The following is a 21,532-nucleotide window of genomic DNA, read 5'->3' on the forward strand; positions in this document are numbered from 1 at the left end:
CCAGTTGACCTGCGCGCTGTGCCTTGCGCCAGCAGCGCTTTCGCTTCTGATCCGCTCTAGTCGTATTCGCCTGTCCATGCGACAGACTTAGGTCATGTCCTACAGAAAGCCATTTCGCGCCGTCCCGATCACTGAGGGCAAGCGCTACAGGAAGGCGCGCAAAGTCAAGAAGCGTTCGCAACGGCAGTTCTACGCTGTCTTGGCGACCATCGCCGCAGGGACCGTCGCGATTATCATCGGGATGTTTTTCTATTATCGCCCGTCGATGCCTGCAACTCATACTCAGTCGGTGCGGCTGACGGGTCCGAACGTCTTTGAGTGTAGGGTTTCCAGCATCACCGACGGCGATACGCTTCGCTGCTGGGACGGCTCGCGGGTTCGCCTGAATGCCGTAGCAGCGAGAGAAACAAACGGCACCTGTTCGCCCGGCCATCCGTGCCCAGCCGCGACGGCAGAGGAAGCAACGGATAAGCTCCGCGAACTGGCGGGCGGCCAGACCCTGCAGTGTCGCCAAACTGGAACGAGTTTTAACCGCAAGGCGGCCATCTGCGTCAACGAGAGCGGAGTGGAGATCAACTGTGCGATGGTGAAATCTGGCACGGCGCTGATCTGGCCGAAGTTCGCGACCGAAAATCCGATCTGTGTTTATTGATTCGAACTCAAAAGGCTACCCTACCGACCAGCCGCCGTTGATCCACTCCGCGATACCGACGGGACCATGGTCTAGAAGCTCCTTCATCGCTGCTTGTTGAGCTCTCGTGAGACTCGCCATACCCTCTTCGAAATCGTAACGGAGATGATCGCAGTTACGGCGATAGAGCCATTCACCCCAGATCTCCGCGGCCATGTCGAAGGTGGGCGCGACAACATGCGCGACAATCTTGTCGCCGTTCTTGACCTGGAAAAGTTTGAGCCGATGCACGACAGGGCTGTGAAGGATCCAACCCACGCTGCTCACTAAGCTGGCGAAGCCTTCCGACGGCGATCTTAGGATTTCATCGAGCCCGAGGCGATGATGGCCTTCCAGGATGGTGTCAAACCGCCGGAATGTAATGGACTTATATCGTCGACCTATGGCGTTCATATGATGACGCACGAGCGCCGTGGCGCGTGCTTCGCTGCGCGCGAAGACATATGCTGTGACGGTGCGGTTGCTCTGCTTGATCTGAGCTTCGAAAAGAAACGACTGCATGCACTGCAACTCCTTGTGAACTTCGGTGATGCAGCGACTTTAGATCGTGGTTCGATTGGAAGCGGGTGGGATCGTTATTGGGAAAACGATGGTCACTGGCCGAGCGGGGATCGCAAACTGCCGTGGGTTAGGATTCTACCTCTCAAACTTCTTGATCACCGTCTGAACTTGAGCCGGGCTCCAAGCACCACCTCGGGGCGCTCGATGCCCCCTCTGATTGAGACGCTTCGCAATACCGGTGAGAGAAGTCACACCGCGATACCGAACATCTTCGATAGCAGCCCATGTGGCGGCATCTCGACGCATCGCTTTTGCCTGACGAGCTGTCGCGCTTGCTGCGGGACCGAGTTTCAGACCGGCAGAATTGCCGCGATCGCCGCCAAGAGTTAGACCCCGGTCCTTCGCCTCAGCTAGAGCATCGCTCACCTTCTGACCCATCTCGCGACGCCAATAATAATCCGAACTGACAAGCTGATTGTAGCTGAGATGATTGATTTGAGGCACGTCTGCACCACGAAACTTTACACCTTCAGTTGCGATATATCCCAGCCAGCGAATGCCGCTGCGCATCCTATCGATCTGCCCGATTAAGAGCGTGGCGCGCTCATTTTTGCAAAGCTGCACCGCTTCGTTAAGGGCCGTGCGTTCGCCTGCTTCGAGGGGTTCTAGCTCGATAAATTCACCGATCATTTTCGATCGAAGCGGCGGCATAATCGCCTGAACAGCGCGGCGCTGCGCGTCTTCGTTGAGCCTACTGAAGGGGCGGGTCGATACTCGATAGTAGGCGACACACTTCCCTCGGAGGGGCGGAATCCAAATTCTCGACGCATTAAGGGTTGCCATTAACGTAAAATCGCGTTCGTTCGATCAACGCTGTTTCTGCCAGCATCAAATTGTAATGTATAGAGAAAAAATGGAAGCTGCCGCCTCATCGCGGATCATAATGTGTACGAAATTCGCCATGCGACATCCTGAGAAATTTGCTCAGAATTGATGGTCCTCGCCGGATTGGCCGGTGAGTTTTGTTACTCAAATGAGGTTTACACTATGATCGAATATAATATCGACCCCGCCACTGGCATCATGCGGGCCTTCTTCACGATGAACCCCGATGCAACGCACGCCGATCTTGAGGTCTGGATTGATGGGCTTGAACGCTCCGAAGCGGATCCCCGGCTCCTCTGCGCGGCGTATGCAAACATCTGTCAGCAGGCTCTGACCAAACTCGAAGTCATGGCTTCTCCTGCTTCGTGTTTTTCGCAGATTGCGGAGATCGCGGGTGCTCTCAGCCACTTTGAGACGTCGATGAGAGCATACAGCGCCGTCATCGGGCATCGCAGGTTTGAAAAACTGGCGCAGATGCAGCCCTTAGAGGCGCTGAAAGTTTGTTTGCAAAACAGGGTTATGCTGGACGAATTGGTGTAATCGCCGGTGGATGGCGCTGAATGAAAATCTCCGGGATTTCGGCGCCATCCGGGTCTTTGGCACCAGCTGCTCCTAGGACTTCCGCGTTTTCTGGAGCAAAGCCGGTGATGCCGAACGGGATAGCTGGTCGTGAAATGGAAAGCCATTTCGCGACCAGCTCCAAGTGTTTCAGCGTTAGCTCTTCATCGACCAGCCGCTTTTGCGCCATTCGACAATTCCGACAGGACCGAACTCCAACAACGCGGGCAGTCCGCGCAGCGCTTCGTTCTTCAGGCCGTCCATGCCATCATGGATACGGAATAACCGGGCTTCGCCTTCTTCCAGGCCACACCGGCCGCAATACACCTGTGCGGCGACATCGCCGCTGGGGGCGACGACGAAATATCCATCGCCTTGCACTTCCTCGATCCGGTAAAAGTTCAGTTTCGGCGCTGGCAGGGCGTGAGCGATCCAGCCGACACCCTCACAGAAGGATGCCAAGCCCACCGGGGCAGTCTCAAGCAGAGCGTCCAGGCCGGCACACCGATCGTCAGGCAGCGTTTCGTCGACACGTTCGAGGGTGAAACCGTCGTTCTCCCGGTTCATGATGATCTCGATTTCGGTCATGACCTCCGATGCGCGTTCCTCGCCGGGCGCCACGACGAAGGCGGTGTAGATTTGACCGCCGCGTCTTACATCGCATTTGTAGAGCTCCATTCGCATGCTCGCATTTCCTTGTGCTGTTTGGTGATGTGGTCATCATGCATGCGCACCCCGATGGATGCGGGTGGGCAAAACCAGTATCGCAACGGGAAACACAGCACCGACGGGCTGCGAGAGACTGTCGGCGGTGTGCGATGTAAGGCTTCTATCCTCGATCATATTTCACTAGTCGCTTTCGCAAGGGGGGACATGAACGCGCGTCTTGGACCCCCAACATCCGTTTAAGGACAGACGATGCATTCCCACCAGATCGAACAGCTGACGCATGACCATGTGTTCCTTGGCGATGCTCACGATAAGCACGCTGCAAGGACGCGCTGGGTCGTCGTGCTGACCGCCGTCATGATGGTGGTGGAAATTGTCGCGGGTCTGATGACGGGTTCCATGGCCCTGTTGGCTGACGGTATCCACATGGCGACCCATGCGGGGGCATTGGGCGTGGCGGCGTTTGCCTACAGCTTTGCCCGCACGCATGCTGACAACCCGCGGTATACTTTCGGCACGGGCAAGATGGGGGATCTGGCTGGCTTTGCGAGCGCATTGCTGCTGGCGGTGTTTGCCGCAGGTATCGCTGTGCAGTCGGTGGAGCGATTGTTCGAACCTGGAAGGATTGCTTACACCGAAGCGACCGTGATCGCCGCGTTCGGCTTGCTGGTGAACCTTGCCAGTGCATTACTGCTGGGCGCTGATCACCACCACGACCATGACCACCACCAGGGCCATGGGCATTCGCACAGCCACGGCCACACGGATAATAATCTGCGCTCCGCCTATTTTCACGTTCTCGCAGACGCGCTGACCTCGGTGCTTGCAATCGGCGCTCTGCTGGCCGGCCGCTACCTTGGCTGGGCGTGGATGGATGCTGCGATGGGACTGGTCGGCGCAGCGGTCATTGGCCGCTGGTCTTGGGGTCTGATGCGCGATACCGGCGCCGTGCTGCTCGATGCCACATCCACAACGGATCTTGAGGGTGAGGTGCGCGAGGCGATCGAGGATGGCGACGCGCGCATCGTCGACCTGCACGTCTGGCAGGTAGGACCGGGCAAGTTTGCTGCTGTCGTTTCCCTTGTCGCGGAGAGCCCGCTCACACCGACGGACTATGCGAAACGCGCCCAGATCCACGAGGAGCTGGTGCACATAACGGTCGAGACCCATCGCTGTCCCGGTCCTCACCGAAACCTACACGCTGCTTAATCCATAGGGACGTTTCGCCGCGCCACGATCGTCGATTGGAAGGTGTGCCGTCGAGGGTCATGAATTGCATTTGCTGCGCAATTCCTGGCTCCATTGGTCGCGGATAGCGCCGGACAGTTGGAAGGTGACCGGTCCTGGAAAGAAAAGTCGACGCGTATAGCGATGTGACTGCTCTGGCGTAGGATTTTTCCTGGAACGCACGCCGGTCGGACCGAACTTGGTGAATGGCAGAAAATTTGGCGGTTCGATCGTTGAGATGTTTTCAGCGCGGGGGGCGCAGAGAATCTACCCTAAAACACGGAAACCATGACGGCAAGAGATCCATGCTTTTCGTGGGGACCACCGAGAGGTCTGCGTCAGCCTGGATCTACTTGTGGGGCTGCATTGCTATGCGGAGACATGTTGTCCATGTAGCGAGGGGCGCTGCTCCTCCAACCGTGGACTTCATGTTTTGCGAGTGAGTTTGGATTCATGTCTTCCGGGTTTCCATGTTTTCCTGGCTTCCATGGTTTAGGCTACCGGTCTTCGACCGGTAGCGGACCGCCGCTGCTTCGCAGCGACGATCTCTCTCTCCTTTGGAAAGTGATAACCACCATCCCAAGGAAGACTCTCATCCCCCCGCGACCATGAAAAGAGATCATCATGGCTGCGAGGGGGTTTTTCCTTGGTTATCCCAGGGGAAGTGGTGAAGAGCATCGAGTTGTGCGACAACTGGATCGGTGGGACGCCTTACCGATCGACCTGCTCCGAAACCCCGGCCTCTCGGCCCGTCCGGTTATCCAGCTCTTGCTGGAAGCACCCTGCTGAGCTTTCCTTCAACTCTCACAGGGCAGGGGGCAACGCCCCCATCTTTGTGGCAGCCTTTTACTCCCTCTGACGGAGCGGGGCGCTCACCAGCCGGGTGGTGCGGCTGATTCTCCCATTGCGTGCACTCGCGCAACTCCGGTCTTCGTCCCGGCCTTTGCTTTGCCGCAGGGCAGGCGGCTCGATAACGGTTCTTTACCCGCTTCTCGATTTTGCGCCGATGCGGCGACTTGATCCCATGTGCTATGACAACGCGCGGTTCGCTTAACCGGCTATCGCGGGCCAATTTTGACTTGCGCTCAGTATAGCATAATGCCGACGCATCTCGGACTAAAAAATGACTAAGAAACAGGAGTATACTTTTCATTGCCGTAAAGCGACACACCTCCGGCACCTTAGCGTTGACAAGGCAACGTAGACGCGTCTACATCTCGCTTATGAAGAGTAAGAGAGACAATCGGTATTGGGTGGAGCGTCTTCAGAAGGAAGGGCACACGTCCTTGTTGCAGCGCGTCGAGGGTGGCGAAATCACCGTCTACAGAGCAACGCAGCTGGCCGGGTTTCGTCAAAAGAAGCCGCCATCGCCAGCGGGCAAGCTTTCGTATCACTGGAAGCGAGCAAGCCATGATGAGCGCCAACGGTTTGTCGCTGCGCATGCCAAGGACATAAATCGCGTTCTGCGTGAAATTCGTGACCTTCTCCTAGAGGCGAAAAAACCCGCCGAGTAGGACCAAAAATGACCCGACGGGCTCTCGGGATTGTTCTAGAATAGCGGGATAAACCAATGTTCTAGGATATGTTCGAATGATCAGTGTTCAAGCCAAAATTACCATCACCGAAGCCGCGAAGCTTTGGCTCCAGCGCTGCGAGTTGGAGCAGCTGGAGCGAGCCACGCTCCATTCCTATCGTGGGCATGTGAAAAACCACATCGAACCGAAGATAGGAGATCTGCTGCTCAACGATCTGAGCGCAGTTCATGTGCGCGATTTTCTCGACAGCATGCTTCGCGACAGCACGCGGGCCATGGCAAAGAAATGCCTCACGACGCTGCGTTCGATCATCAGCACGGCCCAGGAACGTGGGCTGGTCATGCACAACGTCGCGCGGGACGTAAAACTCCGGCGTTCCGAACGACACGACCCCGATCGCGTGTTTCCGACAAAAGACGAAATCCGCGCTCTGATCAGCAACGCACCGCCGAAGCACCAGCCGCTCATTATGACCGCTCTCTTCACTGGCATGCGAATGTCGGAGTTGCGCGGGCTCACCTGGGCCGCGATTGACTTCGAGCGCAGCATCATCACCGTCAGGAAGCGCGCTGACCGCTACTGCGACATGGGCAACACCAAGAGCAAATCAGGACGTCGGGACATCCCCTTCGGCCCGCAGCTCGCTCAGGTTCTGAAACAATGGAAGCTCGCGTGCCCCACCGGAGAGAATGACTTGGTGTTTCCGAACGGCGTAGGCAACGTTGAAACACACTCGAACATCTATAACCGAATCTTCAAGCCGTTAATGGTCAAATGCGACATCGTGAACGCGAATGGAGCACCGCGGTTCTCGCTGCACGCGCTGCGGCATGCCGCCGCATCGCTGTTCATCGAGCAGGGATGGCCGCCTAAGAAGATCCAGGTGATGCTTGGGCATTCGTCCATCACCATGACCTACGATGTCTATGGGCACCTGTTTCATGATCCTGCAAAAGACGTCGACCTCATGGGCGAGATGGAAAGGGGGCTGCTGGCGGCGTGAGTTGACGATACCTGTTTTCAATCTTTGCGATTGCGGGGCGGTAGGTGAAGCTTAGTGGCAGCGTCTATCACCGCATCTCCGTATTTGGCGCGAAGTCGATCCAGAAACTCCGGTTCATTCGCTTTGGCGAAGCCAAGCATGCCCTTCAGATAGCCGAGTTGATCTTGGTCGAGCTGGCCAAGAGAAAACCGATGAACCAACGAAGAGATCGCTCTCTTGCGATCTCTTCCGATCGATACTGCGCCGGCAGGAGTCACCACAAGGCCTGTAACCATCCGCTTCACGCTCCGGCCGTAAACTCCTCTCTTCGAATCATTGAACTTGAGCTTGGGCGAGGCGAGATGCCTGATGCGTTGACGAACCAAGCTTTCAAACGCGATGATCTGATCAATGGTTTGACCCGAAATAGTTATGTCATCGGCATACCGGCTGTAGCGTACTCCCATAGCCTGTGCATGTGCCGAAAGTTCAACGTCCAAATCGTAAAGAAGTATGTTGCTCAATATTGGAGAAGTGGGTGCCCCTATCGAAAGGCATTGGGGCTTTCTATGGCCACTACCCCAAAACAGTATCTGTGAAGTTATAGGAATTTCATCTGATAAAAACGGCTGAAAATTGTTATTTTTTAGAAAGCGGATCCAGTCTTTCACCTTAATATTTGGGAAAAAACGTTCGAAATCGAGCTTGAGAAAGAAGTTGCTGTCAGTATGAATGGCTGCATTATCGCCAATATTCCGGCCCTTCACGTAGGCCATCGCAGATTGATGGACTGGGAAGTTGATCAGATATTTATTGAGCATCAAGCGCTGAAGCGCCTTCAACTCGCGCGCAGGGTGTGCGATTTCACGCCATCCTCCAGTCCGCTTGGGGATCTGATAGACCTTGTATCGCGAGGGGGCTGTGGTGATTATCCGCATGAGCTCTGGCTGCGGCAGGCCTGTTGCCCAAATGAGCTCCGACAGCAAGCTCATGGGATGGCGCCCTTTTTCTCTTGCACTCTCTCGCGCACCTGCCGAGAAAGTTTCAATTCTTTTGCGATCGCGTCCGCGACATCGGCTTTCCGCCTAATCGGATCTCTCTCGACGCCCTCCTTGAAGCTGTAACGCGAAAAGGGATCCGCCATGGCAGTTGAACACCAATAATCACAATTTAAATGGCGGAATTTTGTTACCCAACCTGCGAGTTTCATACAAAAGAGCGCGTTCCTCAAATCCTTCTGTGTCATCGCTGGGCGGATCGCCTGCGTGTATGATAATAGCTGTGTGATCGTCATGGCATGAGATAGGTGAAGAAGCCAAAGTATTAACACGAAAGTTTGAAGTTCTTCAGCTGACTTCCAACTCTCTTCTGCTGGAATACGCTTCAACTGCTCGTTAATAAATCCGACTATGTCGGAAACATGAGGTGCTGCTGTCTGCTTTATTAATGCGCTCTTCTTATTTAGAATCCAGGGTATTGCTGCAAGTCTTCTGTCATCCTCAGATTTTAATCTTTCCAGAGGGCCATATCTAACGAAGGACTCCGCCTCCTCGTGCTCGGATTGAATGAGCACCGCAAGGCGTTTTCTAATCGAGGGAACGGCAGCGAACGCCCCAAGTTCTGCAAGGGAGCCGGCGCTTTCTGCGATCAGCAGGATCAGCGCGGCAATTTTTGAAATGTCCTCCTCAAAACTGATGAGGTCACCGTAGTCCGACTCTCGGTAAAGTTGGTTTGCTTCCTCGGCGAGCACGACATCGGCTTTTAGCCGGGGCGCGATCCGCCGATCGCGAAGAAGATAGTGCCTAAGGCTGCAAGCGGCGTGGGGGGCGTCTTGCATCGCCCCTCCGCAGAAAAAGATGAACTTTGACGGTCGCCTAATCCTAAGGGTTTCTAGGTCTAGGTCGTGATAAAGACGAAAAAGCTCTGGAGGCACGTAATCTCTTTACCTCAGGAAGGCAGGAAAGGCCTGGAGAGGTCATCGGCCCGAAGGGCGAGGCTTGCCGAAGAGATGAGCTCTCCAGGCCTTTCCTGCCGATAAACGCTCCCAATAACATAAACGTCTGGCTAAGCGCCCGACGAAGTTGGGGATGGAACTCCAACTTACGCGTAAAGAGTATGCCACACATGCAAAGTTTGCAGGCGAACGTCAACAGGTTCGATGGAGCACATGTCAAATCGTTATTGGCAACGTCGGGCTTGCGAAACATCGTCGCTTGGCCCCCGGAAACCTTCAACTATGCCACGTAGACGTGTCTACGCTGCGTTTCCGTTGGAATCATAATCCGCGTGTCGGGGGTTCGAGTCCCTCCTCCGCTACCATTTTTCAATACATTGATCGCCGTCGATGAGTGCGGTTATTTGCCTCGTTCCGTTATCGCTGAACCCTTATTGCGAGGGCGGGATTATTGCGTAGTGGCACGCCGACCTCGTTGCTATAGCAGGGTGTCGGCATAGTCTCCGAAAGAGATTTGGCGCGCGCTTCTTCTTGCGGGGTGCAACGAACCGGTGACGCTCGGCTCAGGACGTTATTCGCTTATCGCGGCGCTTCTCATTTTGGCGGCAATCGTCTTTGCCGCGCTGCATTTCGGTGACCTCACCCGCTTCGTTGTAATGGTGCAATCCGCACGGCCTGAGTGGATCATCTTCGCCATCGTCTTGCAACTTTGCACTTATGTTTCGGTGTCAAAGGGCTGGCTGGCCGTATTGCAGCGCGCCGGTATCTTGCTGACACTGCGCCGGATCGTTCCGATCGCCTTTTCCAAGCTGTTCGTGGACCAGGTGGTGCCTGCCGCGGGCATGGGTGGCAACGTGCTGCTGGTCGACCGGCTGACTGCGCTGGGCGTGCCGCGGCGCGCGGCCATAGCGGCGCTGTTGGTTTCGATGGTGGGTTATTATGCCGCCTATGCAGTGCTTTCGCTGTTGATGCTGATACTGTTGTGGGTGCACCGCGAGGCCACTCCGCTGCTTGTAGGGCTGGTTACGACCTTTTTGATCGTCGCGTTGGCAATTCCGTCGCTGGCGCTATGGCTCCGCGGTCGAGGGAGCAAGCCGCTTCCGCCAACGGGCGAGCGGTTTCCACCGCTCGCCAAATTGCTCTCGATCATTGGCGAGGCACCCTCCGAACTAGTCCGCGATCCCTTGCTGATCCTACGCGTGGCCGGATGGAACGCCCTGGTTTTTCTGGCCGATGCGGCAACGCTGGCCGCGTGCCTGCACTCTATAGGCGGGCCGTTTTCGTTTTCGACCGCCTTCATCGCGTTGATGATGGCGTCGATTGCGGTGACGCTGGCGCCGCTGCCGCTTGGGCTCGGCAGTTTCGAGGCAAGTGCCACCGCCACGCTTTCGATGTTGGGCATCCCCATCGCGGCGGCACTGGCGGCGACTCTGCTTCTGCGCACGCTCACCCTCTGGTTGCCGCTGATCCCTGGCTTCCTGTTGATCCGCCGGACGCCGAAAATTCGAGGTGGAGTATGACAGTCCCCTGGAGCCAGACCGCGCAAGAGGCGCTCGAAGCGCTTCAGAGCCGCAACGAAGGCCTACATGAGGCGGAGGCAACGGGTCGTCTCGCGATTCAAGGCCCCAATCGGCTGCGCGATGGCGATAAGCGGCAATGGTCGGCCCTGCTCGCCCGGCAGTTCGCAAGTCCGCTGGCGCTGATCCTGATTTTCGGCGCCTTAATATCTCTGGCGCTGTCCGACTGGCTGGACGCTGCAATAATTCTTGCCATCCTCGCGGGCAGTGGCTTGCTCAGCTTTGGTCAGGAGTATCGCGCAGGCAAGGCGGTTGCCGCACTGCGCGCACGCCTTGCCCTTCAGGTGCGCGTTCTCAGAGCGGGGATGGAGCGACGCGTGGGCGCGGAAACGCTGGTGCCCGGCGACATCGTTCTGCTGGCTGCAGGCAATCTGGTGCCGGCCGACGGACTGGTCCTCGAAGTGCGGGATTGCCAGGTGACGGAGGCAAGCCTTACCGGCGAATCTCTGCCGGTCGAAAAGGCAACTGGCGTTCTGCCAGTGCAGACACCGATCGCGCGCCGAACCAACATGCTCTTCATGGGTTCGTCGCTGCGCAGCGGCACGGCGAAGATGCTGGTGACTTCAACTGGGCGCAAGACTGAGTTCGGCGCGATCGCCGAGCAATTGCGTAAGGCAGAGCCGGAATCCGAGTTCGCGCGCGGCATTCGCCGTTTCGGGGCAATGCTGCTGAGCGTGATGCTGGTAATTGTGCTGGCGGTGCTGGGGGCAAATCAGTTGTTGGGGCGGCCGCCGGTTGAATCGCTGCTTTTCTCGGTGGCGCTGGCGGTGGGCATTTCGCCGGAGATGTTGCCTGCGATCATCAGTGTCACGCTGGCCAAGGGGGCACGGAATCTCGCGCGCGGAGGTGTCATTGTGCGGCGGCTCGATGCGATTGAAAATCTGGGCAGTATCGATGTCTTGTGCACCGACAAGACCGGCACGCTTACCGAAGGCGCGATCAGGCTCGATGCTGCCGTCGATGCATCGGGGCAAGTGTCGTCGATGGTCGAACGGGCAGGGTTTCTGAACGCCGCGCTTGAAACCGGGATCGCCAACCCGCTTGATGCAGCGATTGTCGCGGCGGGCGAAGCCAGGGGAGCGCAGGTCGATCCTGCCATCAAGATTGATGAGATACCCTATGATTTCCTGCGCCGCAGGTTGAGCATCGTGGTTTCCGAGCCCGACGCAGACCATGTCCGAATGATCACCAAGGGCGCCTTTGCCGATGTGCTGTCGGCCTGCACGCTCGTGCAGCACGAACACGGGGTAAAGCCACTCGACGGTGCTGAGCGCGAAGCGCTGGAGGCAATGCTGCGCGAGCGCGGCTCGGCAGGCTATCGCGCGCTTGCCGTCGCAGAACGGCGGCTTTCGCGTCGTGATCGCTATTCACGCGATGACGAAAGGGAGATGATATTTCTTGGCCTGCTCCTGTTCTTCGATCCGCCCAAGCCCGAGGCGATGCAGGCAGTCCATGACCTCCAGTCGCTGGGCATTAGTGTGAAGATGATAAGCGGCGACAATCGCTATGTTGCTGCCCATGTCGCAGAGGCGGTTGGACTCGACCCGAAGCGCCTGATGACCGGGGAGGCGGTCGCGAAGATGTCGGCTGAGGCGCTGTGCCGACGCGCGGGCGAGATAGCCATATTCGCTGAGACCGACCCACAGCAGAAGGAGCGTATCATCCGCGCTCTTCAGCAGGCGGGGCACGCCGTTGGCTATATGGGCGACGGGATAAACGATGCCCCTGCGCTGCACCTTGCCGATGTCGGAATATCAGTCGACCAGGCTGTCGATGTCGCTCGCGAAAGCGCCGATGTCGTGCTGCTTCGGCGCGATCTGGACATACTTCGTCAGGGTGTGGTGGACGGCCGGCGCACTTTCACCAATACGCTGAAATATATCGCGATCACCGTCAGCGCCAATTTCGGCAACATGGTAAGCATGGCGATTGCGACGCCGCTGCTTCCTTTCCTGCCGCTGCTTGCCAAGCAGATTTTGCTCAATAATTTCATGTCTGACCTGCCATCGCTTGCCATATCGACCGATAATGTTGACCCGGAAAGCGTCGCCGCCCCGCAGCGCTGGGACATTGGGAAGATCCGAAGGTTCATGATCGTGTTCGGGCTGGTGAGTTCGATTTTCGACCTGCTGACCTTCGCCGTTCTCCTGTTGAGCTTCAAAGCCGATCCGACAACTTTCCGCACGGCCTGGTTTCTGGTGTCCCTGCTTACGGAACTGGCAGTGCTGTTCTTGTTGCGCACGCGCCGGTTCGTGCTGGCGAGCAGGCCTTCGCGATTGTTATTATGGAGTAGCGTGGCAGTGGCGTTCGTGACGCTGACTTTGCCCTATGTTCCGCTTGCGCAGGAAGCATTTTCACTCACGCCGCTGACGCCTCTACTGCTGGGCTTTTGCGTTGCAGTTACAATCGCCTACGCATTTGCCACTGAGGTTGCGAAATTCTTTTTGGCCAAGTCTGCGGATCGAAACTGGCCTCATAAGGGCGCTTGATCTTGGCATCATGCGGTGCCAGCGCCTCGCGGAATGCGTAAAGCGGGCTGGTGCCGATGTCGCCGTAAACTACCCCAATCGCGCCCAGTGTCAGTGCCACCAGGGAATTACGTTGATAGTGTTAAGCTTATACAGTTGAGGGCATCCGAGACGAAGGCCATGCTATGCATTGAACAAACGTTAAGATGCCATATGGAATGGAAGCCCGCCGGATAAAGAAGGCATAAAGGTTTCATATTCCGTGTTTCGGGGGTTCGTGTCCCTCCTCCGCTGCCATCCCTCCATACAACACAGCATTATCAGGTTGATCGTTCGGCTGATCGGTGTGTTGGAGGACTGGGCATGAACTTGGTTGCGTTATTGGCTGCTTAGGTCATTCGACCTACGCTGGCCTTTGATGTCCGTTTGCATTCGGGCGAAAGCAACAGCGAACTTCTGTGACCAGCAACACTCGATCGTTCTTTGCCAGCTCCGGCGCAGACTTTATCACCAAAGACCCGCAAACGATCCTCGGTGTGCTTGCAGTGCGCGTTGGTCTTCAGCATGCCGGTGATGAGACCCAGCAGATAAAGGCTTGGGAGCGACAGATTGCGTTGCTTCAGAGTGCGCTGAAGGTTCTCGACAATCCACCTGATGGTGTGCTGCTTGAGCGGACAACTGTTTACCGCGCTTTCGAGGCATGATTCTATGTCCCCTCATTTGAGTGCGAAGGGGAATTGAGGGGCGATTGACAATTTGGCGCAAGTTCTGGTCATCTTGAGAGATGACGGCGGCAGAACTCATCGCGTCCATCGCATCGACTGTGATGTCCACAACGCTCGCTATCGTAGCGCTGATATTCAGCCATCGGCAGAGCGTTGGGTGGGCACCGGTCGCGTTCGCTTCGAAGCCTGTCATGAGCGGAACCGGTGGATCGTGGGAGTTCACCATCACGGTGACGGTCGAGTTCTGGAATCGGCGTCGGTATCCAGTCGCACTGCGTTTTGTTCGCGCCGACATCACAGGGGTAGACATCCTCGATGTCCGATCTACGCTCGAAGTGCCTCGGTCATTCGCTCACAAAAACTGTGTCTACACCGAACCCGACGCAGTCGTTGGACCGCAGACTTCGTCTCAGGTTGAAGTGGCGATCATCTTTAAGGATCAATCGCTCGATGCGCTGAAGCCGCAGTTCGATTTCAAGATCGGCTACTTCGATCCTCGCGCCAATAAGGAGGAGGAACTTCAGTTCAGCTTCAAAGCGTTCTACCTTGAGATGGGCTGGAATAAGACAGAGGGCGAACGATCGGAGTTTATGAAGACTTATGACCGCTTGCGAGAGGACTACGAGGCTCGGCCCGACAAAGCGGAGGAAAAGCAAGCCCTGAAGACACTGCTCGACGACCCGTCGCTTCCCGCGCCTGAAGCGCGAGCAAAACGAAGCCGGTCGCAGCCCCCGAAGGGAAACAACGATGTCAGAGAGCGCTTCCGCGATGACCTCAGCCGAGACCGCGCCTAAGCACTGAGAAGACGGAACCGCGAATTCGCCATCGGGGGATCGCCCAAATCCCTCCTCCGCTACCTTATTCCAGAATGTGGAACGGTGCTTTCGGTGCGTGCGGAGCGGATGCCACCGCGTCAGGATTTTTCTGCAGATCTCGGGTTACAGCCCAGATTCCGGTCTTGCTCACTACCGCATTTCGCCTAAATCATAAGCTGTGACAGGCAATTACATCCTGAGTATAGCCGAGCGTGCTGCATCAGGCCCGGCTTTCACCGCTGGACAATGCTTTGCCTGTGGCGGGGAGCCAACGACTGGCAGCGGGGAACATGTCATCCCGATGTGGTTGCAGCGGCGCTTCGACTTGTTCGACAACCACCTGACATTGCTCAACGGGACACGGTTCCCATACCGCAGCTTGACTATTCCGTGCTGCGGGTCCTGCAATGGTGGGTTTCTACGAACGATTGAAAACGGCGTTATGGCCGTCATCGACGATCCCAATATTGACGATCCGGTTACCCGGATCACGTTCGCCCGCTGGCTTTGCAAGATATTCATTGGCATACTTGTCAAAGAGACTACGCTCGACTTCGATAGGAAGGATCGCGCCCAAGGAAAGATCGTCGACCATTTCTTCCTGGAGGATTTCTTCCACGCACAACTCATCTTGCAGACGGCTCGCAAGAAAAGCGTCTTCCAGTGCCTCCATGGGAGTTTTCCGTGTTCGGTCTATATGTATCGAATCTCTCCCGATGAGACATATGGGCAATTCGACCTTTCGACGAGTATCGCCGGCCACTCGATTGCAATGCGCATAGGGCCGATCGGGGTAATTTTTGTGAACGACGGGGGCCTACAGCTTCACGTCGACATGAAAGGACCCCTCGGCTTGGACGGCCGCGACCTTCATCCGGTCCAATTCTCGGAGATCGCCGCGCGCGTGCACTACAAAGCGGGGCTGAGAGACGCGACACACACCTACACGTCTTGGGAGACGCCGGACCTGCTAACAGTCGAGCAAGTGGCTGTGCGACCCTATACGGACATTCTTGTGGAAGGTGGTGCGCGTAGAATCTTCCGGCCGTGGGACGACATCGAGTGCGCCGAGGCGATCTCCCGCTACCGCATTGCGGACTGGGGACCGGTATATGATCCCGCAACAGGCATGTTCACGACCACACTTGGCAACGGCAGCGGCGAAGTTCTGTCGCTTTCAACTCTCCTAATTCAACCCTAGCGTCACTTCCGGCATCAGGTGCTTTACCCGATTAACGCCAGGAAGGCCTCGCCCCGCACCAGAAAATTGCCGTAGCGGGAACCTCATCGGTATGGGATGAAATCGCCCAGAAAAACGACGCCAGTGGTAAATCCCGACGTTTGATCCACCGTCCGGACAATATCCTGCTTGCAGAGCTGCCCCCCCGAACGCTCCACGACCAGGACGTCGCCGCTGTCGAGCGAACGCGGGTTGTCCGGCCGGGCGACATATATCGAGCTGCGGCCACGAAAAAGGGCAGCTGTGCGGGCGGCTAGGAGGACCGAAACTTCTCTACCACAGGCCGTGACTCCCGCCCGCGGTTCCGATGATCGTGATGAGTGAGGCCCCCAGCAGGATGCCATGCATGACCTTCATCCGACGAAAGTCAGCGGCAGGCGTGGACGACTGACGCATGCGTTTATGGATGACGAGTGGTTCGAGGATGAACAGCATCACGGCAAATATCGCCCAGACGGTCACCATAGCTGTCATCCACCAGAACTCCGGTTCGCCGAACCGTTCCCACAAGCCGGCGCGCCAGACCATCCAGAAGCCGCTGAGACCGGCAAGAGCCACCCAGATGCGCGCCTGCCGCGCAAAGCCGCTTTCGAATCGATGAAAGCCCGAGAGCCGCTCTTCGGGCATGGTGTCGCGGGATATTGCCGGCAATGCGACCGTGGTGACAAAAGCGACGCCGCCGATCCATAGCACGATGGAGGTGATGTGGATCACCCGGGCAATCATGAAGTCATCCACCGTCTATCTCCCAGGCTGCTTAGATACGTAATGATGCAACATATTATGATCGAGCGAAGATTAGGCAGATCGCCTTCGCGCTGCCGGAACGCATTTTCTAAATTAGGGTCGTTTTCACAGGACGGCTATGGGTCAAGGTAGCACACCGCCTCTATTCGGAAGGCGAGTTCGCTGCGGTCCAAACGGCCTTAGAACAGACGGCGAACGACTCTGGGCAAAGTATCTGTCCCCAGCTTGCCAATCTATATTGAGAAAATGACATGGTTGCGCCAACCATCAGGTTATGTCGTTCAGGAAGCCATTTCGAGCCGTCCCGATCGTGCCGGGGCAGCGATACAGAAAAGCGCGTAAAGGTAAGGCCAAGTCGCAAAGGCAATTCTATCTCGCATTGGCATCGATCGCCGCTGTCACAGCGGTAATTATCATTGGAATGTATTTCTATTATCGTCCGTCAGCGCCGGCGGCATACGCTCAACAGTCCCAGATGACAGGGCCAGATGTCTTTGCGTGCAAGGTTTCCAGGATCACTGACGGCGACACGCTTGGTTGCTCTGACGGGACGCGCGTTCGTCTCAATGCCGTTGCTGCCAGGGAGACTGACGGCACGTGTAGTCCCGGCCATCCGTGTCCCACTGCGACGGCCGAAGAAGCGACCGACATGCTACGCGAGCTGGCGAGCGGCCAGACACTGCAATGTCGCCAAACGGGAACAAGCTATGGTCGAGAGGCGGCAATTTGCATCAACGAGGATGGGGTGGAGATCAATTGTGCGATGGTGCGATCTGGCACAGCGCTGATCTGGCCCAAGTTCGCGAGCGAGAATCCGATCTGCGTTTATTGATCGTCCACGCTCAGCCACGAACCAGTCGCCAGAAGGCCTCTCGGCATCGCTATCGACCATCCGCGAACCTAGCTGGATCACGTATCCCAACTGGTCAGTTCTGCTTTCTTGGCGCTATTCGTCCTGCCTGATGCAGAGAAGAACCTGGCCGAAAGGCATCTGATGCGAGCGATCCATGCCTTATCGCATTTCTCTCAAACGGTAAGTCTCACTCAGTGCTCCGCGATGCGGTGAAGAGCGATTTGGAACGGATTCGTAAGTTGGAAACGGTCGCCAAATACAATGGCGGCATTGCCATCTGGCCGAAGTTCCAGCATCCGGCCCTCCGTGATCCACCTACATTTTGACGAAGTGCTTTTTTTCGCCGAGCATCTACATTCTTGAAGCAAGGTTTGCGCTTGCCGTGGAATAGCTGCTCGCCGAACACCGCGCATTTCCTTGGGTTTTGCCGTATTTTCTCGGCAACCCAGACCATAGTATAAACCCTTACGGTTTATGTTGGTGCTGCAAGCCAGGCAGGCACGCATACACACATGTTCGCGATTTTCTCGACAGCATGCTTCGAGACAGCACGCGGGCCATGGCGTCGGCAACGTTGAAACCCATTCGAACATCTACAATCGGATATTCAAGCCGTTGATGCTTGCATGCGGCGTCGTGGGCGAAAATGGATCGCCGCGGTTTTCACTCCACGCTTTGCGCCATGCTGCGGCGTCGCTCTTCATCGAGCAGGGGTGGCCGCCGAAGAAAATCCAGACCATGCTGGGGCATTCGTCGATCACGATGACTTATGACGTCTACGGTCACCTCTTTCATGACCCTGCGAAGGACGTGGATCTTATGGGTGAGATGGAAAGGGGGCTGCTGGCGGCCTAGCCTTTTGGTCCTAAAATGCGCCGGTCGGAGCACGTCGATCAGACCGACGAGCGGATGCGACGCGCGAGCGTCAAGGAGCGAACTGGCTCACTGGCTGAGCGATCAATTGCGTAACTAACGAAGCGCCAAAAAATCCGCGTGAATCGATCGACGTTGCCTAGGCGACAAGATGGCCGTCGATTTCGGCATCGAGGCGAATGTCGACGAACATCGCGTAAATGGCCGCGCCCGCGCTATCGATGTAGCGCTCCATGGACGAGATGCCCTCCTGGCTCAGCACGACCATGCCCGCATTCGGGTTTGCTGCGCCGCGCTCCTTTTGGATTAGACCTTGTTCGGAAAGCAGGGTCAGCCAGCGTTCGCCCGTGGCGAGAGGGATCTTGGCGTCCTGGCAGATCGCCTTGATCGGCAGGGGTTTCCGGCCAGCGTCACCTTCGACGAAAAGAGTCAGCAGGATGTCCCAAGACGCATTGCTGAAAAGCTCTGGTTCGAGGTGATCGTGACGGCTGTTACGAAGTTTTAGAAGCAAACGGCCCAGGCTTCGGCGGTCCATCGGTCCCGGTTGGCGATCGCCCAGCACGGAGGATGCAAATGGCTCCACAGGATCGCGATCGCGCGAGCTATCGAACAGCACGGCTTTTCGTTCTGCGTCGGCAGCAAGGCCGCCCATGATCCGCTCTAGGCGACGAAGCTTATGGGCGATCAGGACAAAATCTTGATTGGGCATCGATAATCCGGAATCATTGGGGGAGCTGGTCGTCTATCGCATAGCGATCAGCGATGAAACCCCCATCATGAGCAGCGGGAGCACACCGCTAAGACCGGTCTAACCGCCGCCTGATCGTCCGGCCTCGTCAATTACGTCGATAGAGCGTTGTATCGAACGCAGCTCGACAAGCGCCGTATCGAGGATTGCGCCAGCACGGGTCAGGCCCAAGGCGTCAACCTTCGTCAGACAGCTTTCCATTTCGAGGATGACCGCTCTTAGTCCCATAGCGTCTAAATTGTGCACGTTTGCCCCTGTCTACTGACATCGCAGTATATTGTGGCAGTGACGATCTGTTAACTATCCTTTAGGATTCGACTCGTTTCGGGACGATTGATTAAAATCCAGAAGATACAGCGTCATGGCGCGGAACCCTTCGTCGGTCAGTTCCACTAACATTTCCCGGCGATCTCGCTCCGACGGTGTCCGACGAAGAAGCCCAGCTTCTTCCATGACGCCAATCCAGCGGAGCGCCGTCGTCGAAGCTACGCCAGAGGCAAAGCAGACACTCTTTGTCGTCAGCTGCTTTCCACTGGCCTTGTGCTGAAAGGCATCGAGCAAGATGTCCCATGAAGGCTCTCCGAAGAGCCCCCGATCAAACCATCGATCGCGTCGCCGGCGGGCAGCATGAATGGCGCGGGCTACTCGAGCGAGATGATTGGGGCCGGCCTCCAGGACATTGAGTGGACCGAGAGGCTCGTCCGGCAAAGCAATTGCCTCAGCTCTGATGGGATTGCTTTCGATCTCGTCTGCGATTCTGTTCAGCCGTGACGCCACCGCACGTAATTCGCGAGCCTTGGACCCGGCAGCTCTCGACGACTCCGATGGCCCTTGAAAGCTTTTTGAGTTGATGTCCTTCACTCGAAAACTCCCTTTCGGCGAGAGCCTTAGGGGACGTTAACTTCAAGTGCAAACCAACCGCAGTTAATATAGGTATAATTACATAGACTTAGCGCGATTTATCACAATTTCGGCTTTGTGGGATCGCTGCGCTTTCATTATTTAAGCGGGGCTTCGCAAAACGCTCTTCTGCGCTCGCATGCAGTCGCCACCGCCTTTCCTGGCCAGGGTAAGCGCGATAGATCTCCGTCAGACGAGAGACACTTTGTGTGGAGCAGAGGCGACGGTCATCTCGCGGAGTAGTGCCAATGCGGATTTGAGCCCCTTTCGAGTGATCAATCCGCCGGTGGAGACCCGGAAGGCTGGAGGTGCTCCGGTCCTCTCGACCGCGAAGGCATCGGAAAAGCTGAGCGAAAGGCCAAAAGGCCGCAGCGTATCGATGATGATTGCCGGATCAGATCCAAGTGGCAAAGGCAGCCAGAGGTGGTAGCCGTAAGGTTGGGCGCGATAGCTCCCGGGCCTCAACGTATTAGCAACAATCTCTTGGCGAGCGCGCACTTCCGATCGCACCGCTTCGGCCAAGTGCCAGAACTCACCGTTTTCGAGCCAGACCGATACGACCGCGGCATTGAATGGTGGCGCCATAATCGCTGTTTCGTGCAGATCTGCAGCGAGGCGCCACGCGGCCCCTATGTCGGGTGCGCGAACCCATGCGAGACGCAGGCCGGGCGAGATGATTTTCGAGATACTGCAGATGTGAAAGGTTCTGTCCGGGATCAGTGATGCCAACGGGGGCATCGGCACCTCGGGAAGAAGTCCGTAAGCATCGTCTTCAATCACGACCAGATTGGAACACGCGGCTACTTGGGCGATCGCCTCGCGTCTAGCTAGGCCCATCGTCGCCGTAGTGGGGTTGTCATTGGTCGGTATGACGTAGAGCCCGTTGATGTGTTCGCGCTGGCAAGTCTCGGCGAGAGCCTCGGGCAGGATTCCATCCTTGTCAGTGGGGATCGGAACGAGACGCAGGCCGTAGCGACGCGCTACCGACAGAAAGCCGGGATATGCAAATGGCGCGACCGCAATCGTGTCTCCCGGCCGGAACGCGGTGCTGACGATCGCGTGCAAGCCGTGCTGTCCGCCCGCTGTCACAACAACAGTATCAGCGCCGCATTCTATCCCGCGGGTTTGAAGCAATGTTGCACCTGCTGCGCGCACCGAAGCCATTCCGCCGCTCGGTTGATAATGAAACGGGGGCGGAATGGTTGCCTGGGTCATCAGGATGTCGCTTGCGGAACGCCAAGCGTTGGCGAGAGCGTTACCGGCCGGTTCCGGCGGAGCATTCATGCCGGTCTCGACAGGCTGGTCAACCTCGACATTCGTGCTGGCCGGCTGTGTCAAGATGAAGCTGCCGCGCCGCCCTTCGCCGCCGATCAGGCCACGTCGCTGCGCTTCACTGTAACCCCGGCTGACGGTGGTGAGATCAACCCCCAGCATTTCAGCCAAGGCTCGCTGCGGAGGCAATCTTGTGCCGGCTGTCAATCTTCCAACGACAATGTCCTGCTCTATTGCATCGGCAATTGCGAGATACTTGGGTCCGGTGACGGAAGTTAGATCGGGTAGCCAGTTGTGCATGGCAGGGCCTTA

The 21,532-nt window shown here is 56.9% G+C and carries 23 protein-coding genes and 1 pseudogene; 12 read left to right on the top strand and 12 right to left on the bottom strand.

The genetic code is table 11. The annotated features are described in order from the left end of the window. Positions 1-94 precede the first annotated feature (94 nt). A complete protein-coding gene (locus tag EKN06_RS00530) occupies positions 95-652 on the top strand; it encodes a thermonuclease family protein (RefSeq protein ID WP_127610939.1) in 558 nt (185 codons plus the stop codon). A gap of 15 nt (positions 653-667) precedes the next feature. Here the strand turns inward: EKN06_RS00530 and EKN06_RS00535 are convergent, their stop codons facing one another. Together EKN06_RS00535 and EKN06_RS00540 are read right to left on the bottom strand one after the other, a co-directional pair. After that, entirely contained in the window at positions 668-1,192 is a 525-nt protein-coding gene (locus tag EKN06_RS00535; RefSeq protein WP_127610940.1) for a hypothetical protein, read from the bottom strand. 135 nt (positions 1,193-1,327) lie between these two features. After that, positions 1,328-1,882: a hypothetical protein gene (locus EKN06_RS00540; protein WP_164843878.1), complete on the bottom strand. Its 555-nt coding sequence runs from the start codon at positions 1,880-1,882 to the stop codon at positions 1,328-1,330. A 357-nt stretch (positions 1,883-2,239) separates the two neighbouring features. On the opposite strand from EKN06_RS00540, the gene EKN06_RS00545 reads away from it, so the two are divergent. Further along, positions 2,240-2,617 carry a hypothetical protein gene (locus tag EKN06_RS00545; RefSeq protein WP_127610942.1) on the top strand — a complete coding sequence of 126 codons (378 nt, stop codon included), beginning with the start codon at positions 2,240-2,242 and terminating at the stop codon, positions 2,615-2,617. Here EKN06_RS00545 and EKN06_RS00550 read toward each other — a convergent pair. Both EKN06_RS00550 and EKN06_RS00555 read right to left on the bottom strand, forming a co-directional pair. Continuing rightward, the gene (locus tag EKN06_RS00550; protein ID WP_127610943.1) at positions 2,595-2,825 is read right to left on the bottom strand and encodes a hypothetical protein; all 231 of its coding nucleotides are present in this window, start codon (positions 2,823-2,825) and stop codon (positions 2,595-2,597) included. The two genes, EKN06_RS00545 and EKN06_RS00550, sit on opposite strands and share 23 nt — an antisense overlap. Continuing rightward, on the bottom strand, positions 2,792-3,319 hold the full coding sequence (locus EKN06_RS00555; RefSeq protein WP_127610944.1) for a hypothetical protein: 528 nt from the start codon (positions 3,317-3,319) through the stop codon (positions 2,792-2,794). Before EKN06_RS00555 ends, EKN06_RS00550 begins: the two co-directional genes overlap by 34 nt. Before the next feature lie 234 nt (positions 3,320-3,553). On the opposite strand from EKN06_RS00555, the gene dmeF reads away from it, so the two are divergent. The 3 genes from dmeF (at position 3,554) to EKN06_RS00570 (ending at position 7,069) form a co-directional block, all read left to right on the top strand. Then, the gene (gene dmeF, locus EKN06_RS00560; protein ID WP_127610945.1) at positions 3,554-4,513 is read left to right on the top strand and encodes a CDF family Co(II)/Ni(II) efflux transporter DmeF; all 960 of its coding nucleotides are present in this window, start codon (positions 3,554-3,556) and stop codon (positions 4,511-4,513) included. Between the two features lie 1,241 nt (positions 4,514-5,754). Beyond that, positions 5,755-6,045 carry a hypothetical protein gene (locus tag EKN06_RS00565; protein WP_127610946.1) on the top strand — a complete coding sequence of 97 codons (291 nt, stop codon included), beginning with the start codon at positions 5,755-5,757 and terminating at the stop codon, positions 6,043-6,045. A 76-nt stretch (positions 6,046-6,121) separates the two neighbouring features. Further along, positions 6,122-7,069, top strand: coding sequence for a tyrosine-type recombinase/integrase (locus EKN06_RS00570; RefSeq protein ID WP_127610947.1), 948 nt, complete (start codon positions 6,122-6,124; stop codon positions 7,067-7,069). A 17-nt stretch (positions 7,070-7,086) separates the two neighbouring features. On the opposite strand, the gene EKN06_RS00575 is transcribed toward EKN06_RS00570, so the two are convergent. Then, positions 7,087-8,040: a retron St85 family RNA-directed DNA polymerase gene (locus EKN06_RS00575; protein ID WP_127610948.1), complete on the bottom strand. Its 954-nt coding sequence runs from the start codon at positions 8,038-8,040 to the stop codon at positions 7,087-7,089. Further along, positions 8,037-8,981 (bottom strand): retron St85 family effector protein, encoded by a 945-nt coding sequence (locus tag EKN06_RS00580; protein WP_205693785.1) that lies wholly within the window; start codon positions 8,979-8,981, stop codon positions 8,037-8,039. The genes EKN06_RS00575 and EKN06_RS00580 overlap by 4 nt, the downstream gene beginning before the upstream one ends. 572 nt (positions 8,982-9,553) lie before the next feature. On the opposite strand from EKN06_RS00580, the gene EKN06_RS00585 reads away from it, so the two are divergent. Both EKN06_RS00585 and mgtA read left to right on the top strand, forming a co-directional pair. After that, entirely contained in the window at positions 9,554-10,522 is a 969-nt protein-coding gene (locus EKN06_RS00585; RefSeq protein ID WP_127610950.1) for a lysylphosphatidylglycerol synthase transmembrane domain-containing protein, read from the top strand. Beyond that, a complete protein-coding gene (mgtA, locus tag EKN06_RS00590; protein WP_127610951.1) occupies positions 10,519-13,068 on the top strand; it encodes a magnesium-translocating P-type ATPase in 2,550 nt (849 codons plus the stop codon). The genes EKN06_RS00585 and mgtA overlap by 4 nt, the downstream gene beginning before the upstream one ends. Positions 13,069-13,084: 16 nt before the next feature. Here mgtA and EKN06_RS16135 read toward each other — a convergent pair. Further along, positions 13,085-13,171, bottom strand: a pseudogene (locus EKN06_RS16135) (KUP/HAK/KT family potassium transporter); the annotation flags it as partial. A 334-nt stretch (positions 13,172-13,505) separates the two neighbouring features. Between EKN06_RS16135 and EKN06_RS00600 the strand changes: the two are divergent. From EKN06_RS00600 to EKN06_RS00610, 3 genes are all read left to right on the top strand, one after another. Next, positions 13,506-13,751: a hypothetical protein gene (locus tag EKN06_RS00600; RefSeq protein ID WP_127610952.1), complete on the top strand. Its 246-nt coding sequence runs from the start codon at positions 13,506-13,508 to the stop codon at positions 13,749-13,751. 80 nt (positions 13,752-13,831) lie between these two features. Then, positions 13,832-14,566 carry a hypothetical protein gene (locus EKN06_RS00605; RefSeq protein ID WP_127610953.1) on the top strand — a complete coding sequence of 245 codons (735 nt, stop codon included), beginning with the start codon at positions 13,832-13,834 and terminating at the stop codon, positions 14,564-14,566. Positions 14,567-14,765: 199 nt separating this feature from the next. Further along, positions 14,766-15,788 carry a hypothetical protein gene (locus tag EKN06_RS00610; RefSeq protein ID WP_127610954.1) on the top strand — a complete coding sequence of 341 codons (1,023 nt, stop codon included), beginning with the start codon at positions 14,766-14,768 and terminating at the stop codon, positions 15,786-15,788. Positions 15,789-16,100: 312 nt separating this feature from the next. On the opposite strand, the gene EKN06_RS00615 is transcribed toward EKN06_RS00610, so the two are convergent. Beyond that, positions 16,101-16,565, bottom strand: a complete 465-nt coding sequence (locus EKN06_RS00615) for a hypothetical protein (RefSeq protein ID WP_127610955.1) — start codon at positions 16,563-16,565, stop codon at positions 16,101-16,103. Positions 16,566-16,848: 283 nt separating this feature from the next. On the opposite strand from EKN06_RS00615, the gene EKN06_RS00620 reads away from it, so the two are divergent. Both EKN06_RS00620 and EKN06_RS00625 read left to right on the top strand, forming a co-directional pair. Next, complete coding sequence (locus EKN06_RS00620; protein ID WP_127610956.1) at positions 16,849-17,406, top strand: thermonuclease family protein; 558 nt, start codon at positions 16,849-16,851, stop codon at positions 17,404-17,406. Between the two features lie 495 nt (positions 17,407-17,901). Next, positions 17,902-18,282: a tyrosine-type recombinase/integrase gene (locus EKN06_RS00625; protein ID WP_127610957.1), complete on the top strand. Its 381-nt coding sequence runs from the start codon at positions 17,902-17,904 to the stop codon at positions 18,280-18,282. A 157-nt stretch (positions 18,283-18,439) separates the two neighbouring features. On the opposite strand, the gene EKN06_RS00630 is transcribed toward EKN06_RS00625, so the two are convergent. The 4 genes from EKN06_RS00630 to EKN06_RS00645 all read right to left on the bottom strand — a co-directional run bounded on the left by EKN06_RS00630 (position 18,440) and on the right by EKN06_RS00645 (position 21,520). Further along, the gene (locus tag EKN06_RS00630; protein ID WP_127610958.1) at positions 18,440-18,862 is read right to left on the bottom strand and encodes a hypothetical protein; all 423 of its coding nucleotides are present in this window, start codon (positions 18,860-18,862) and stop codon (positions 18,440-18,442) included. Between the two features lie 246 nt (positions 18,863-19,108). Next, on the bottom strand, positions 19,109-19,294 hold the full coding sequence (locus EKN06_RS00635; protein ID WP_127610959.1) for a hypothetical protein: 186 nt from the start codon (positions 19,292-19,294) through the stop codon (positions 19,109-19,111). A 54-nt stretch (positions 19,295-19,348) separates the two neighbouring features. After that, entirely contained in the window at positions 19,349-19,909 is a 561-nt protein-coding gene (locus tag EKN06_RS00640; RefSeq protein WP_127610960.1) for a winged helix DNA-binding protein, read from the bottom strand. A 228-nt stretch (positions 19,910-20,137) separates the two neighbouring features. After that, positions 20,138-21,520, bottom strand: a complete 1,383-nt coding sequence (locus tag EKN06_RS00645) for an aminotransferase-like domain-containing protein (protein WP_127610961.1) — start codon at positions 21,518-21,520, stop codon at positions 20,138-20,140. Positions 21,521-21,532 lie beyond the last annotated feature (12 nt).

The sequence above is a fragment of the Croceicoccus ponticola genome, from assembly GCF_004004515.1.
Classification (GTDB): Bacteria; Pseudomonadota; Alphaproteobacteria; order Sphingomonadales; family Sphingomonadaceae; genus Croceicoccus; species Croceicoccus ponticola.